At 40.6% G+C, this 16,471-nt stretch carries 16 protein-coding genes; all 16 read left to right on the top strand.

Features of this window, described 5'->3' with window-relative positions:
- Positions 1-7 precede the first annotated feature (7 nt).
- The 16 genes from H4J54_RS13890 (at position 8) to rng (ending at position 16,420) form a co-directional block, all read left to right on the top strand.
- Positions 8-1,246, top strand: coding sequence for a type II secretion system F family protein (locus H4J54_RS13890; RefSeq protein ID WP_182191587.1), 1,239 nt, complete (start codon positions 8-10; stop codon positions 1,244-1,246).
- 28 nt (positions 1,247-1,274) lie between these two features.
- Entirely contained in the window at positions 1,275-1,781 is a 507-nt protein-coding gene (locus tag H4J54_RS13895) for a hypothetical protein (RefSeq protein ID WP_182191588.1), read from the top strand.
- A gap of 299 nt (positions 1,782-2,080) precedes the next feature.
- Positions 2,081-2,698 (top strand): type II secretion system protein, encoded by a 618-nt coding sequence (locus H4J54_RS19705; RefSeq protein ID WP_182191589.1) that lies wholly within the window; start codon positions 2,081-2,083, stop codon positions 2,696-2,698.
- Between the two features lie 52 nt (positions 2,699-2,750).
- Positions 2,751-3,260: a type II secretion system protein gene (locus tag H4J54_RS19710; protein ID WP_182191590.1), complete on the top strand. Its 510-nt coding sequence runs from the start codon at positions 2,751-2,753 to the stop codon at positions 3,258-3,260.
- A gap of 489 nt (positions 3,261-3,749) precedes the next feature.
- On the top strand, positions 3,750-4,241 hold the full coding sequence (locus H4J54_RS19715; RefSeq protein WP_182191591.1) for a prepilin-type N-terminal cleavage/methylation domain-containing protein: 492 nt from the start codon (positions 3,750-3,752) through the stop codon (positions 4,239-4,241).
- 56 nt (positions 4,242-4,297) lie between these two features.
- Positions 4,298-4,786, top strand: a complete 489-nt coding sequence (locus tag H4J54_RS19720; protein ID WP_310650128.1) for a prepilin-type N-terminal cleavage/methylation domain-containing protein — start codon at positions 4,298-4,300, stop codon at positions 4,784-4,786.
- Positions 4,776-5,366, top strand: a complete 591-nt coding sequence (locus H4J54_RS13920; protein ID WP_182191592.1) for a prepilin-type N-terminal cleavage/methylation domain-containing protein — start codon at positions 4,776-4,778, stop codon at positions 5,364-5,366. The genes H4J54_RS19720 and H4J54_RS13920 overlap by 11 nt, the downstream gene beginning before the upstream one ends.
- Positions 5,366-6,310, top strand: a complete 945-nt coding sequence (locus H4J54_RS13925; RefSeq protein WP_182191593.1) for a PilW family protein — start codon at positions 5,366-5,368, stop codon at positions 6,308-6,310. Before H4J54_RS13920 ends, H4J54_RS13925 begins: the two co-directional genes overlap by 1 nt.
- Positions 6,300-6,791: a pilus assembly PilX N-terminal domain-containing protein gene (locus H4J54_RS13930; protein ID WP_182191594.1), complete on the top strand. Its 492-nt coding sequence runs from the start codon at positions 6,300-6,302 to the stop codon at positions 6,789-6,791. The genes H4J54_RS13925 and H4J54_RS13930 overlap by 11 nt, the downstream gene beginning before the upstream one ends.
- Positions 6,792-7,744: 953 nt before the next feature.
- A complete protein-coding gene (locus H4J54_RS13935) occupies positions 7,745-8,284 on the top strand; it encodes a PEP-CTERM sorting domain-containing protein (protein WP_182191595.1) in 540 nt (179 codons plus the stop codon).
- Between the two features lie 436 nt (positions 8,285-8,720).
- Positions 8,721-11,561 (top strand): DUF6701 domain-containing protein, encoded by a 2,841-nt coding sequence (locus tag H4J54_RS13940; RefSeq protein WP_182191596.1) that lies wholly within the window; start codon positions 8,721-8,723, stop codon positions 11,559-11,561.
- 257 nt (positions 11,562-11,818) lie between these two features.
- Positions 11,819-12,862 carry a rod shape-determining protein gene (locus H4J54_RS13945; RefSeq protein ID WP_182191597.1) on the top strand — a complete coding sequence of 348 codons (1,044 nt, stop codon included), beginning with the start codon at positions 11,819-11,821 and terminating at the stop codon, positions 12,860-12,862.
- Positions 12,863-12,997: 135 nt separating this feature from the next.
- A complete protein-coding gene (mreC, locus tag H4J54_RS13950; protein WP_182191598.1) occupies positions 12,998-13,879 on the top strand; it encodes a rod shape-determining protein MreC in 882 nt (293 codons plus the stop codon).
- Entirely contained in the window at positions 13,876-14,355 is a 480-nt protein-coding gene (gene mreD / locus H4J54_RS13955) for a rod shape-determining protein MreD (RefSeq protein ID WP_182191599.1), read from the top strand. Before mreC ends, mreD begins: the two co-directional genes overlap by 4 nt.
- A 1-nt stretch (position 14,356) precedes the next feature.
- The gene (locus H4J54_RS13960; protein WP_182191600.1) at positions 14,357-14,944 is read left to right on the top strand and encodes a nucleoside triphosphate pyrophosphatase; all 588 of its coding nucleotides are present in this window, start codon (positions 14,357-14,359) and stop codon (positions 14,942-14,944) included.
- A 12-nt stretch (positions 14,945-14,956) separates the two neighbouring features.
- A complete protein-coding gene (gene rng / locus H4J54_RS13965; protein ID WP_182191601.1) occupies positions 14,957-16,420 on the top strand; it encodes a ribonuclease G in 1,464 nt (487 codons plus the stop codon).
- Positions 16,421-16,471 lie beyond the last annotated feature (51 nt).

The following is a 16,471-nucleotide window of genomic DNA, read 5'->3' on the forward strand; positions in this document are numbered from 1 at the left end:
TAATATTATGCCCGCATTTAATTATATTGGCCGAGATGCCAACGGTAGCCAAGTCAAGGGGGTGATTGACGCGGCAAACTCTGCTCTGGCGGCAGAGCAATTGTCTCGCAAACGTATTATTCCCATATCAATAGAAACGGCCACACAGGCTAATACAGCGGTTGTGGGTAAAGATATTGATATCGAGGATTTATTAGGGCTTAACCAAGTTACCCTTGATGACGTGATTGTTTTTTGTCGACAAATGTATGCCTTGGTCAGATCAGGTGTGCCTATTTTAAGAGCCATTAAAGGTATGGCCGAATCGAGTACCTCAGTAAAGTTAAAGTCAGCGTTAATTGATATTTCAGCACAATTAGAAGGCGGTTTTCCTCTGTCGACTAGCTTGCACAAACACCCAAAAATATTTAATCCGTTATTTGTCTCATTGGTCCATGTTGGCGAAAATACCGGTAATCTCGACCAAGCCTTTTTAAAGCTTGCTGGCTATTTTGAGCGCGAGCAAGAAACCCGAAAACGTATTAAAACCGCCTTACGTTATCCCAGCTTTGTGTTAATTGCCTTAGTGGCGGCGTTAGTTATTTTAAATATTTTCGTTATCCCGACGTTTGCCAGTATGTTCGCCAAACTAGGCGCTGATTTACCTTTGACAACCAAAATGCTGATTGCTAGCTCAAGCTTTTTTCTCCATTATTGGCCACATATGCTCATAGCCAGTATTGTCGGCATTTTTTCACTGAAACGTTATTTAGCCACACCGGTTGGCATGTATGCCTGGGATAAACGCAAATTAAAATTGCCGATTGTTGGCAGCGTTATTGAACGCTCAATTTTGTCACGTTTTGCCCATAGTTTTTCTATTATCTTGCGTGCGGGTGTCCCCATGACCACTGGCTTAACCTTAGTGGCTGACGCGGTTGACAATACTTATATGCGCGATAAAATTTTGGCGATGCGCAGCAGTATTGAAAGCGGCGAAAGTTTGTTACGTTCCTCGGCGACTAGTGGCTTATTTACCCCGCTGGTACTGCAAATGATTGCCGTTGGTGAGGAAACCGGTCGAGTTGATGAGTTATTAGCCGAAGTGGGTGATTACTACGAGCGCGAGGTAGATTACGAGCTAAGTACCTTAACCGCACGTATTGAACCTATTCTAATCGCCATAGTTGCCGCCATGGTGTTAGTATTAGCCTTAGGTATATTTAGCCCAATGTGGAATATGATGTCAGCCTTTCAAGGCAAGTAAATGTATTTGTTATTAGGAGGCAAAGTTCATGACATCATTACAAGTGGCTAATAAAAGTGAAAAGTCATTAACCGAAATTTTAGTCGTGGTGGTGCTTGTCGCGTCATTAATGGCGAGTTTTATTTTTTACTTTTTTAAACAGCAAGGGCAAATAAACCAAGCCGGATTTTCATCAATAGCGCAAGTTTTTTCCGCGCGAGTCAATGGTATTCGCGGTCAATGGTTTATGGATTTAAAACCGCGTTTTGTGCGCCTTGCCAGCAACCAAATTCAACCTGATGGCGGCCTTATGCTGCAAGTGCCAGTGAATAAATGGGGTTGGGTCGACAGCCAAGATCAAGCTTTGTTGTGTCAAATAATTTGGCACTATGTTATGGAAGCCCCTTTGTTGTATATGAGGGCTCCTATTAGTGCTGTTTTGGTTGAGCAGCAAAAGCAAGTGCTGCCCTACTGCCAATATAGTTTACCCAGTGGTGAGTATTTCACTTATCAGCGCCATAACGGCAAAGTCAGTGAAATTAAACTGGCATATTAAACTGGCATATTTAATGCATATAAGATAGCGATTGAAGAGCAAGTTTTTTAATCTTTAATCAGCATTTAGCGCATAATGTGAATAAGTCAGTTACATTGTTGACATTTAATTGTTAAAATTAGTTGTTAAAATGGTATTACAATCGTTAAGATAATCAAGTCATATATTATGATTGCGTTAAAATGATCAAAGCTATATTATGATTAATAAGACGTTAATAAAATATCAATGAAACGTCAAGAAACGTCAAGAAACGTCAAGAAACGTCAAGAAACGTCAAGAAACGTTAAGAGGTGGTTATGAATAAGCAGTCAGGTTTTACCCTTATAGAATTAGTTATTGTGGTGGTGATCTTAGGCTTTTTGGCGGTTACCGCAATTCCTAAGTTCCTCGACTTAACGGATCAAGCTAAGCAAGCCAATATTGAAGGCATGGCCGGTGGTTTCGCCACAGCCGTTTCATTGGTGCGTGCTCAATGGGAGGCTGAAGGTCGCCCCAAAAATGCCACCAGCCAAAATATGGTGGATTATGACGGCACAGATTTAATTTTAACTACCCAAGCGACCGGTATTCGTCCGGGTTATGTGGTGTCTTCAGTTGCGGGTCAAAATAATGGCGCCACATTAGGCGGTGACTTTAGCGCAGCAAACTGCGTGGATATATGGCAAAGTATTTTTCAACAGCCACCGCGTTTAACTGACAGCATTGCGACATTAAACAGTGACAACACCCTAGATTATCTAGCGGTTAAGTCGGGTTCGGCAGCAACAAGCTTATGCCATTTTTATTTGAAAGAAACTTTAAATAAAGATGCCAACAATGACTTTGCTGACCCCGGTGCTTCAACTAGCATAGGTAACAGTTTTACTTACCAACCCGCAGATAGTGCAGTGGTTGTTTATATCAACAATAATTAATTAACACTCAATAATTAATTACAATTAATTATCAACAATAAAGGTTTATGTTATGAAGCAGTTAACAAATAATAGTTTTAGCAAGCAAAAAGGTTTTACCCTAATCGAATTAGTGGTGGTTATTGTTATTTTAGGTATTTTAGCGGCAACAGCGGCGCCTAAGTTTATTAACATACAAGACGACGCTAAGACGGCAACATTACAAGCGGTTAAAGCTTCAATGCAATCGGCTGCTACCTTGGTGCATAGTAAATCATTGATCAAAGGGAATCAGGATACAGCTGTTGCAGATGATCCCACTGTAATGGTAAACGGTGAAGCATTAGCTATTACTTTTGGCTATCCGTTGGCTGATTATGTTACTGGTACTCCAGATGGTGCTTGGACTGACTTGATAGAGGTTGCTGCAGCAGACTTTAAAACATTAACGATTAGTGGTGGTGACTTTTATGTTTATATTGGTGAGACTGTAACCGCAGCTCCAGATGATTGTTTTGTTTCTTACGCCGCACCAACTGCTAAAGACACGTTACCAGTCATTGTAGTAAGTGCTTGTTTGTAGTCGCTAATATAGTAAAGAAAATTTTAATAAAAGAGAGCTAAGCTCTCTTTTTTCTGTTTTGGGCGGCTGAGTCTATTAACATTATTGTATTTATTCAGCTAAAAAAAGCTTAATCAGTCCTTGTTTGTTAATGAATGATTATTAGTTCATTATTTAATAATAAAAAATTCAGGAATGAACACATTCAAAGACAAGAAATTGGCGGGTATAAAATAATACAGGCTAAGTGTTCGCTTTATATGCGCTTTATTATGCACAGTACATAAGCCAAGGGAATAGTTAAAAACTCAGCGTTTTTAGTACCCGCCATTTAAAGGTAACTAACGGGTAGAAAAGTGGTCATGTATTTTTAACACCAATGTGATTAAGCTGATTAATAGCCATGTATTTATGGCTAACGCTTTAATGGTTCTAGTACGTTAAGCTATTAATAGCTTGAGTGATTTAATAAAAGTAATAAAGGTAATAAAGGTAATAAAAGGGAATAATATGAATGCCAAAGGATTCACCTTAATCGAGCTGATTGTCGTCATTGTCATTCTGGGCATTTTGGCAGCCACTGCAGCACCTAAATTTATTAATTTAAAAGCAGATGCACAAACGGCAACATTACAAGGTGTTAAGGCGACAATGCAGGGTGCTGCGGCTATGGTGTATAGTAAGTCGTTGGTTAAAGGTAATCAAAAGCTTGCCACTGGTACGGTTAATATCGGTGACGGTGGTGGTGTGGATGATGATGGTGAGTTAGTTATTACTTTTGGTTATCCGCTAGCTAATGCCGGCGAGTGGCAACGATTGATAAGTCTTGATGTCGCCGATTTCAACTATCGTACATTGGGTGGTACAGGGGGCAGTATTATCGCTATCTATCGCGGTGATGTTACGCCGCCAACGAGCTTAGACGACCCTTGTATTGTTTATTATACTAAGCCGGCTAGTGAAGGTAATGCCCCGGATTTTATATTAAACGCCTGTATTTAGTGCGTTTGGTATAGTTATTGTATAGTGTTTGTATAGTTATTGGTGGTGGGATAAATGTGAATAATGTTAATCATCTGAAAAATAAAAGCTTAAATAAAAGCTTAAGTCAGGGCTTCACTTTGATTGAACTGATAATCGTGATCATTATTCTGGGGATTCTCTCCGTCACAGTAGCCCCGAAATTTTTTACTGCTAAGGGCTTTTCTGAATACGGCTATCGTACCGATGTGATAGCGAAATTACGCTTGATTCAACTCAAAGCCATGCAACAAACTCAAGCCGACAACAGCGAATGCCACCGTGTCTTGCTCACTACTACAAAGTTAGGCACACCTGATGTCTGTGCAAGTTCTGAAGATAACGCCACAAAAGTGCAGATAGCTGACCAAGACAAGGTCACCTTTTCCAGTAATATAACTAACAATAGCTTTTTATTCGATAGTATGGGGCGACCCTCCTGTACTGCTCCTTGTCAAATCACCATTACCGGTGAGCAAACTATCAGTGTGCAAATAGAGTCAGAAGGTTATATTCATGCGCTTTAAGCAAAAGCTATCCACAACATTGCTGCGGCCGACTAAAGCATCACAGCAAGGTTTTACCCTAATTGAAATCATTGTCGGTATTGTGGTGTTATCAATTGCCTTTTCAATATTTACCAGCTTAATTTACCCGTTAGCTAATCAAAGTGCAAAGCAAGTACATCAAATTAAAGCCGCAGAACTTGGCCAGTCGATGATCAATGAAATTATTGCTAAAGCCTTTGATGACAATTCTGATATGTCGGGCGGCATTTATCGCTGTGGTGAAGATGGCGAAGCAGAGTGCACTAAAGAAATTGAAATGGGCGCTGAGGAGACAGAACCTGGTGAATTAGGAAATAGAGAGCAATTTGACGATGTAGATGATTATAATAACTTATCAATAATGGCAAATTCGTTGGGTGACTCTCTAAATGATATCTATGTTGGTTATCAAATTAACGTTCAAGTGATTAACGACAGTGATTACGATGGCGACCATGACGAGGATGATAACGAATATACCGCTAAGCTGATTACAGTAACCATCACCACGCCGCAAGATTTTGATTTTGTATTTGCTGTCTATCGGGCGAATTTTTAATGTCTGGCTCTAAAAATAAGCTTAAACATCAGCCTAAGTATCAAGCTAAAAATCAGCAGGGCTTTACTTTAATTGAGCTAGTTACCGTGATTGTTATATTAGGGGTGTTGGCAACCGGTATTAGCTCATTTCTTCGCTTTGGCGTGCAAAGTTATACCCATGCTGCCGACAGAGATGCCTTAATCTCTAGCGCAAGATTCGTGGTAGAGCGGCTTAATCGTGAAGTCAGAAACGCCTTGCCTAATAGTATTCGTGCTCACGGCGACAAGAATCAATGCTTAGAATTTGTGCCTATCGTTAAAAGCGTGGTTTATCTTGATATTCCTGTGGCACCAGAACCGGCAAGGGATAGTGTTGATGTGCTTATGTTGGACGGCGACACACAATATGTTGTTGATACCACAAAATATGTTGCTGTTTATGCGTTAGATAGTGTCGATATATATAATCTAGACAGCGGTGTCATTAAAGCATTATTCGTCAAAAGTGTTACCGACGACCCGGTTAATACCTACGAGAAAAAAATAATTTTTTCTAACAATATTGATTTAAATGAGGAACCACCAACCGAAATTATTTTTAATGAGGAATCACCAACCGAACGTTTGTATTTTCTTGGCTCACCAGTAAGTTATTGTTATTGTATTGAAAAACAAGCTATTTATCGTTACCAAAATTATGATTTTGGCCCTTACAATTCCAATGGCACGCCAAATAGTACCCCTGATCCTTGCAATTCCAATGGCACGCCAAATAGTACCCCTGATCCTGATAAAGTCTTGATGGCAAAATATGTCGATAATTATGCAGTCGACGAGTTTCCCTTTCAAACCATCCGAGCGACATTACAACGAAATGGCTTAGCACTCATCAGGTTGAAGTTTGCTCGTAACCTAGAAGAGATTGTCTTTAATAATGAGATACAGGTGCCGAATGTTCCCTAAAAAATCGTTTAGACTAACAAAATTGCCTCGCAAATTGCCTCGCAAATTGCTTAGCCAATCAGGAAAGCCTCGATACCCCAATCAACAAGCGGGTAGCGCATTAATGATCGCTATTTTTGTGATTATTGTCTTGTCAGTGCTCGGCGCCGCTTTAGTGAAAATGTTAGAGTCGAGCCAAGAAAGTGTCGCCTATGAAGTATTAGGAACACGGGCTTATACGGCAGCACAGAGTGGCTTACAGTGGCAGTTGGCTAAAGTATTTCCTTTAAGCGGCCCTGCTGCTTGTGAAGCCCAGCATGAGATTGACAGTTTTAATAATACGCCGGGCTTAGCGCAGTGTAAAGTTAGTGTTACTTGCTCTCATATTGACCACGATACTATTCGTTATTACACAATCACTGCCACGGGCACCTGTGCTATTGGCAGCGAATTCACCTCAAGAAAAATAGCGGTCGAAGCCCGTACCCTTAGCTCGCTTTGATTTGTCTCAAAGGCTTTGTAGCGCGTTATTTAATAGCTAGAGACAGGATTGAAGATAAGCGACTATCAAGAGCAAGCACAGAGCATTAGTCAAAAGCGGTCAGTAAAATTGCGACTTAACTCGCTTGTACCCCTACTTACCAAGATAACACTTGCCGCCATTTTAAACGCTAAGCATAAGCTTGACTGGGTTAAACACTTGATCCATATTTTAGCTTCAATCTTAGTCACAATCACGACTGAGCTAAAGCCATTAACCTCTAACAGGGTCAAGTCGTAATTCAATCTGCGATTGACTGGAGTTTTCATTTTACTTACCTCACTTACCTCACTTGACTGACATAGATACTTTCAACTTTAACCGTCGCTCCGGTATTAAGTCGTTAGAGGGTCCTGTTGTTAACTATGACGAGACCTTCTATGTTCGAGCAGCCATGACAAAGGTTGTTGAACCTAGCTCCTTATTGATATTAGCCGCAGCACTGCTAGGGTTTATATGAGGTAAACCTACTCAACAATAGCTTGATAAAAGCTTGATAAAAATCTTACCCACTTCGTCGATTTAAAAGCAAGTGGCGTCAGCCTGACTAAGGGGGAAAATAATCCCAATGACCTGGCTGTTAGTGGCAAATTACGCAATGCCAAACCAGTGGCTTAAAGGCATAGGCTGATATCAGACAGATAAACTGCAAACAGCTGTTCTTACCTATTGTTATAAAAATGATAAAAAAACATCGAGTTAGTCTTTTTTTTGTTACTAAATGGGTGTAAAATTGTTAAGTTAATGAGTTAGGTACGAATTTAGCGTGTATAGCCTTTTGTATTTGTGCTGCTTTTAGAGTGATGAGACAAAAATCTCACCCGACTCAATTATGGCTGAAAATGTAACTTTCAAAGCTCAAGTTTAGTTCAGCTTTACGGTTAGCTGCTTAGGATATTTAAGGGATTAAGTGCATGAAGTATTTTATTTATTTGTTTGTTTGTTTGTTTTCATTTTCTATCTTCCTTGTTACATCAAATCAAGCCGTTGCCGGCCTCATTACTTCAAACCTTAGCGAAAATAGCTATATTACTTATGCTGGTTATGACTGGACGTGGGCGTCACCGGTAAATACGACGAAATATGAAGGTATAGACCCTACAACTAAACTGTTTGTCACTAACCTATTTAAAGATCCGAGTGCACATGCAGGTTGGCTTTTTATTGAAGGAAATGAGCTTGAAGGGTTATTTTCTACCTTAACTTTGGCTGATTTTCAGCGCAATGGCAGAGTTATTCAATCGGTGGCTTACTGGAATTCTGATTTTACTCACATAGATACTGTCAACTTTAACAGTCGATCGGGTATTAAGTCGTTAGAGGGTTCTGTTATTAACTATTACGATACCTTCTATGTTCGAGCCGCTACAACTCAGGTTCCTGAACCTAGCTCCTTATTGATTTTAGCCACAGCACTGCTAGGGTTTATACGGCGTAAACCTACTCAACAATAGCTTGATAAAAATCTTACCAACCCACTCCGTTCAAAAGCAAGTGGCGTCAGCCTGACTAAGGGGGGGAAATAATCCCAATGACAGGGTGTTTACTTGTTACTGGCAAACTATACGATGCCAAACCAGTGGCTTAAAGCAATAGGCTGATATTCGACAGATAAAGTGAAAACAGCTGCTGTGACCTTAATTGTTATCAATATGATAAAAAACATCTAATTTCCCTTTCTTTTGTTATTAAAGGGATGTAAAAATGTTAATCAAATGAGCCGGTGCGAATTTAGCACGTATAGCCTTTTGTGTTTGTGGTTCTTTGAGAGAGATGAGGCAAAAGTCTCACCCGACTCAATTATGGGTCAAAATGTAATTTTAAAGCTTAAAGCTCAAGTTTAGTTTAGCTTTAAGGTTAGCTGCTTTGGATATATAAGGAATTAAGTGCATGCAGTATTTTGTGTGTTTGTTTTTTTGTTTGTTTTCATTTTCGGCAAGTGCCTTTGCAGATACTGAGTATAATTATGATAAGCCTTCGCAGGGTGATAATATTTTTGCCTATAAGGGGGAATCGACTGAAAAAGTGCCAACGAGGTCCGATTTTCCATCAACGGCCATTACCAATGAAGAGTATGACACTTTAGAGTTTGATGACGAAAATTATCTAGTGAGTAAGGCAACTAAAAACAAAAACTTCCCATCAATGCGCTCTGTTATTGTTATAGAGCAGGAAAAATCTACGGTTACTGAACTCGATATATTGTGGAAGGGTTATGCTGAAAATAATAAAAATAATAAAAATAATAAAAAACAACAGCGTAAGGTTATTTTATATATTTGGAACTTCGAGAGTAAAAGCTACCAAGAAATAATAAAGTCAAAAAAACCTAAAGGTGACATTGCCCTTACATATTCGTTTACAAGTGATATTGCTAACTATATTGGCGGCGAGAAAAAAAATACCATTATTTTATATGCCGTTTCGCAAGCTAAAAACAACAATGGCAAAGACAGTACTCTTTATACAAACTTCGTACAAGTAACCGTAGTAGCTAATACAGAGCCGGCTATTGATCATTATGAAATTGTTCATGATGGCAAGGGCTTAACTTGTGCGGCTGAGCCAATTACCATAAAAGCTTGTACCGATATCGACTGCACAACTGAAAGTGAGGTCAGTGTAAACTTTATTATTACCGACCCAGACACAGGCAAGGTGATAGGAGAGCCCAAAAAAATTGACACCGGTAGCAAATTTAAATTTACATTTACAACCGCTGAGACGATTGTATTATCGATTGATACTAACCATACCGTTCAGTGCTCAGGCGGTGATGCTAGTTGTCAGATGACTTTTTCTGATACTGGCTTTAGGTTTTTTTATGGTGATAGCCATAGTGAAATTATTAGCGGGCAAACGTCAGGTCAAGAGTTTGGTCAACAGGTAAAGTTACAAGCGGTTAAAAGTAAAAATGGTGTTTGTGAAGGACTTTTTAGTGGTGAGGTAAAGGTCAGCCTTGCGCAAGAGAATGTTACGCCTGATTTGGCTTTTAACGCCGGCTTAGCCTTTCAAACCCAAGGCGATACTATCGCCAAATATCCACAATTTACCGATGAGGTGAAACTCCATTTTGGTGATGACAGTATCGCTATTATACCAAGAGCAAATTATTTTGATGCCGGTCAAATTCGTTTGCATGCTAATTATTCCAAGAACGGCATCACGCTTGTCGGTAGCTCGAATAATTTTTGGGTGAAACCCCATCACTTTGCATTAACAGCAAAAAATTCTAATGGCGCTTTAATGGGTCATAGTGCCACTAGTTCAATAAAACACAAAGCAGGTGAAAACTTCAATTTTACTGTCAGCGCATTGAACCTTGCGGGCGACTTAACGCAAAACTATCGCCAAACAGAGGGCAAGTTACAGCTAAAAGTCTCGCCAGTAGCGCCTTCGCAAAACGGTGCAATTGACGGCCGTTTTATCTACGCATCAGGGCAGTCGATCACCGCAACCCCTCTACCTCAAGATGTAACGCTGAGCAGTTTTAACGCTGGCGTAAAAGGGCAATCGGACTTTAGTCGTGCTCAATATGATGAAGTTGGGATAATTAAAATTGCTATGCAAGATACTAATTATGGTGGTTTGGGCAAGGTAGAGGGTTTAGTATCGGCCATTGATTTAACCGTTGGGCGTTTTACGCCAGCTTATTTTAAGCAAACGGTTAGGGAGGAAGAAGATAAAGGTGATTTTGATGCTTATCCTTACTCTGTCGACAGAGGTGCTTGTAACTTTTCTGATTGGGCTTATACCGGACAACGCAGCACAGATAATAAAGGCGCTATTACCGACGAAGGCGCTATTGCTTATAGTCTTCAACCAAAAGTAACTATTACTGCATTCAATGCTAATAACGGTATTACCGAAAATTATACCTTGGGCAAGTCTGAAGGTTTTATGAAGTTGTCGGCCAGTAGTGTTGATATTGATATACCGACACATGATGAAATACAGCAAGTTGTTGACAGTAATGGCGATGATCCCGTTGCTATTAGTGCCGTTATGCACACAGGTAGCTTAAGTGCCAGTCCTGATAATGCAGGTGAATTGCTTTATACTTTTTCGGACAATGATCATTTCAGTTATGAGCATAATGGTAGCAGTTTATTAGCGCCTTTTACGGCACACATCCCCTTTGTTACTGAGCAAATTACTGATACAGATGGCATAAAACTCGCTATCGATCCGCTGACCAATAAAGTGGCCGCATCAGCGACCGAAGACTTTGTTACCGAGGGGGTAGAAATTCGTTTTGCTCGTATGGTATTACGAAATAGTTACGGCTCAGAGTATGCCAAGTTACGATCGCAGGTAAGTATTGAAGTCTATGATGGTGCAAGCTTTAACACGCATAGCGATGAAAGTTGTTTAACGCCGCTTATTGGTGACAAAGAGCCTGGGGCTAAATACTCAGGCAATCTGGGTCTTTGGGATTATCGTTTAATCGACATTGAAGGAGGTGATAGCATAGAGGTAGGTAGTACCCAAGCTAGCGTGTCAGATGCTTTTTATTATGGTATGCAAAACCAATTATTTTTCTCCAAGCCCAAAGAACAAGGGATACTCGAATGGGAATATCAAGTGCCCACTTGGTTAGCATTTAAGTGGAATAGCTTAGACGCTAATCATGATGGTAATTTTTACGATGACAACCCAAGTGCGACATTAAGCTTTGGGGTTTATCGTGGTAATGACCGTATTATCTCATGGCACGAAGTCTTCAATTAATATTACGCTTGGCTAACATCAGGCATTTATTTAATGTGTTGGCGATAATGTTTATCAAATTATCTTTTTTAGTTAAATAATCTCAATATTTCTTCATATTTTGTCATTGAAATAACACAAGCGCGATAGTCTGCGCTATGATAGCGTGCTAACAGTAAAAAATATCATTTGTCAGCTAATTGGTAGCGGGCAAATTAAGTACAACAATATTCTGGCAATTTGTTGCCTAGGTTATGTTTAAAGGACATTTCGACAATATGTTTAAGAAATTACGCGGCATGTTTTCTAACGATTTATCAATTGACTTAGGAACCGCAAATACCCTTATTTATGTAAAAGACCAAGGTATTGTTTTGAATGAGCCTTCAGTTGTGGCCATTCGACAAGACCGCTCTGGTGGCTCTAAAAGTGTGGCTGCAGTCGGTATGGCAGCCAAGCAAATGCTAGGTCGCACACCCGGAAACATTGAAGCCATTCGTCCGATGAAAGATGGCGTTATTGCTAACTTTTTTGTCACTGAAAAAATGTTGCAGTACTTCATTAAACAAGTACACAGCAATAATTTTTTACGACCAAGCCCACGGGTTTTAGTTTGTGTGCCTTGCGGCTCTACGCAAGTTGAACGACGTGCTATTCGTGAATCAGCAATAGGTGCTGGCGCGCGTGAAGTGTATTTGATTGATGAGCCTATGGCGGCAGCAATTGGTGCAGGTATGCCAGTGTCAGAAGCCACCGGTTCCATGGTGGTTGATATTGGTGGTGGCACCACGGAAGTCGGCATTATTTCTCTAAACGGTGTGGTTTATTCTTCTTCTGCGCGCATCGGCGGTGATAAGTTTGACGATGCCATTATTAATTATGTACGTCGTAACTTCGGTAGTTTAATTGGTGAAGCAACCGCTGAGCGCATTAAACATGAAATTGGCTCTGCCTACCCTGGCGACGAGGTACTTGAAATTGAAGTGCGCGGGCGTAATTTAGCAGAAGGTGTACCACGTAGTTTCACTTTAAACAGCAATGAAATTTTAGAAGCGCTACAAGAGCCGTTAACCGGTATTGTCAGTGCGATTATGGTGGCATTAGAGCAATCACCACCTGAACTAGCCTCTGATATTTCAGAGCGTGGTATGATTTTAACCGGTGGCGGCGCCTTGTTAAGAGGGATAGATCGTTTACTGATGGAAGAAACCGGTATTCCGGTTGTAGTTGCTGATGACCCACTGACTTGTGTAGCTCGTGGTGGTGGTAAGGCCATTGAAATGATTGATATGCACGGTGGCGATTTATTCTCCTACGAGTAGCATACTAATTACTTATCGCCATTTTGCCTAATACCCTTATCGAATGTACTCCTTGATTAACGTCAACTTAGTACATTTGCTGGCTAGTTAAAGCCAATGGCGGTAAATAAATTAGCATTTATACAAGTTTAATTTATGAACCCTATATTTAAGCATGGACCATCTCCTGTGCACCGACTTGTTTTGGTGCTGCTTTGTTCTGCATCATTAATATTTTTTGATCATAAAATGAATAGCTTTGAGCCAGCTCGAGGCTTTTTGCAATCATTGGTCAGCCCATTACAGTATTTGGCTACCGCGCCAAAACAAATGATGAATTGGGCGGCAGATAATATTATCACTCGTCGTCAACTCCTCGCCGATAATCAACAATACAAAATCAACGAGTTAGTCTTTCATGAGCAAGCTTTACAATTAGCTATTGTTCAACGTGAAAATAATCGACTCAGAGCCTTGCTTGCTTCACCATTGCACGGTGATGCTAAAAAAATGGTGGCAGAAATTCTTAGTGTCGACAGTGACCCTTATACTCATCAAGTGGTGATCAACCGTGGTGCTAACGACGGCGTTTATGAAGGCCAAGCGGTCATTGATGATGAAGGGGTTGTTGGCCAAATATTGCATGTGGGTACCACAAGTAGCCGCGTGTTATTGATCACTGATATTACCCACGCTGTGCCGGTGAGAATAAGCCGTAATGGTCTGAGACTTATCGCCACGGGCGGCGGTGTTATTGATCGCTTAACCCATAATTATGTCCCTCACAGTAGTGATATTCGTACGGGCGATTTACTAGTGACTTCAGGCTTAGGTAGTAAATTCCCAGAAGGCTATCCGGTAGCAAAAGTTACCGGTGTTATTCAAGATGAATCACGCGCTTTTTCTCAAATTCAAAGCCAGCCAGTAGCCAAAATAGATCGTTTACGTTATGTTTTATTATTGTGGCCAGAGCAGAATAATCTGCAAGGGCCTAATGAAAGTAAAACATTGCCCGCTGAAAAGGCCAATATTGAATGAGTATTGTTAGTCGTTTAATTATGTTTTTAACGCTTTTAGTTGCACTACTCGCCAGTATTATGCCACTACCCTTGAGTGTTGATGCTTTTCGCCCTGATTGGGTATTAGTGGTTTTATTTTACTGGTGTTTGGCATTGCCCTCGCGCGTTAATGTTATTTCAGCTTGGGTTATGGGCTTTATTCTCGATGTTTTACTGGGCTCTACTTTAGGTGTGCATGCCGGCGCTATGGCGATTAGCGTTTATATTGTTGCTGGAAATTTTCAGAAAATACGTAATTTTTCTGTTTGGCAGCAAGCATTGATTATGGGTGTGTTATCAGCGTTATATCACTTAATTGTTTTTTGGTTACAACGATTTTTAACTGACGCTGTGTTTTTACCCAGTTACTTATATCCGGTGTTTACCACCATTATCCTCTGGCCCTGGGCTTTTTTACTCTTACGTAAAATAAGACGAAACTTTAGAATAACATAACATGTCTACTACTTTGATTTTGGCGTCACAATCACCGCGCCGACAAGAACTACTTCAACAACTGGGCTACGACTTTGTCTGTGCACCTGCAGATCTTGATGAAAGGGTACTCGCAGCAGAAAAACCTGAGCAATATGTCGCGCGCTTGGCATTAGCAAAAGCCCGTGTCATTGCCAAGCAATATGCTGATGATGTTGTAGTACTTGGCTCGGATACTAGTGTGGTTTTTGGTCAGCATATATTAGGCAAACCTGAATCGCTTGCCGATTGTCTCACTATGCTTAAGATGCTGTCGGGACATACTCATCAGGTAGTTACGGCGATTGCTGCAGTAAAAGGTGAACGTATGGATGTGGTTGTGGTCAGTACTGAAGTGGATTTTAAAAACCTCACCGAACAAGAAATAAAGCGCTATTGGCAAACAGGCGAGCCACAAGATAAAGCCGGTGCCTATGGTATTCAAGGCATTGCAGGACAATTTGTCAAACAAATTCGTGGTAGTTATTCTGCCGTTGTTGGCTTACCTTTATATGAAACAGCACAGCTGTTATCAGCATTTGGCGTAACATCGTCAATGACACAAACATAAATAGGAATCGATATGAGCGGTGAATTACTTATCAATGTTACGCCAAGTGAAACACGAGTAGCGTTAATCGAAAATGGTTCACTACAAGAAGTCCATGTTGAACGTGAAACTCGGCGTGGCTTAGTCGGCAATATTTATCTGGGTAAAATTATTCGTGTTTTACCCGGTATGCAAGCGGCCTTTGTTGATATTAATCTCGGCAAAGCCGCTTTTCTACATGCCTCAGATATCAATTCTAAACTCATTTTAAGCGAAGATAGCAGCAGTGAACAAGTGCCTGATATTAGAAATTTGGTGCATGAGGGCCAGCATATTGTGGTGCAAGTTGTTAAAGACCCTATGGGCACCAAAGGTGCGCGACTCACCACAGACATTACCATTGCGGCCCGTTATTTAGTGTTAATGCCTAATGCTAGCCACGCGGGAATATCACAGCGTATTGATGACCCAGCAGAGCGAAATCGTCTGAAATCGATCGTTACGCCTTATTGTTCGAAAGAGCATGGCTTTATTGTTCGCACCGCCGCTGAAGGTGCCAATATTGAAGAACTACAACATGATGCTGAGTTTTTGCGTCGCGTTTGGGCAAAAGTTCTTGAGCGAAAAGAGCGTAAACAAACCAAAGATCCTATCTATCAAGATTTATCGTTAGCATTTCGTGTGCTGCGCGATTTTGTGGGTGTTTCACTTGAGCGTATTCGTATTGATTCAAAACTCACTTATGAACAGTTGCTTGAGTTTACCACTGAATTTGTCCCCAATTTAGCGCCAGTGTTGGAATGTTACCCAGGCGAACGCCCTATTTTTGATTTGTTTAACGTTGAAAACGAAATACAGCGCTCATTGCATCGAAAAATTGAGTTGAAATCAGGGGGGTCTTTGATCATAGATCAAACCGAAGCCATGACCACCATTGATATTAATACCGGTGCTTTTGTCGGGCATCGTAATTTAGAAGAAACGATTTTTAATACTAATATTGAGGCAACACAAGCGATTGCTCGACAGCTTAGGTTAAGAAACCTCGGTGGTATTATTATCGTTGATTTTATTGATATGAATATAAAAGATCATCAGCGTCGTGTTTTACATAGTTTAGATATGGCGATGGCGAAAGATAATGTTAAATACAGTTTGTCAGGTTTCTCCGCATTAGGTCTGGTGGAAATGACCCGAAAACGCACGCGTGAAAGCCTAGAGCATATTTTATGTGGTGAGTGTGCGGTATGTCACGGTCGTGGGTATGTGAAAACAGTTGAAACCGTGTGTTTTGAAATTCTACGAGAAATTGTCCGGGTAAATCGCGCTTATGACGCGGATAAATTTATTGTCTACACCTCATCATCGGTGAGTGAATCATTAGAAAATGACGAGTATCATAATTTGGCTGAGCTTGAAGTCTTCATCGGCAAGCAGATTAAAGTACAGACTGAAACCCTGTACAGTCAAGAGCAATTTGATGTCGTTATGATGTGATCCTGTTTCGTGTTTATGCTTTTAATCAGCAGGTCAAGTATAGAGCACAAT

This window comes from Colwellia sp. MB3u-8, assembly GCF_014076985.1.
In the GTDB taxonomy this organism is placed as follows: Bacteria; Pseudomonadota; Gammaproteobacteria; order Enterobacterales; family Alteromonadaceae; genus Cognaticolwellia.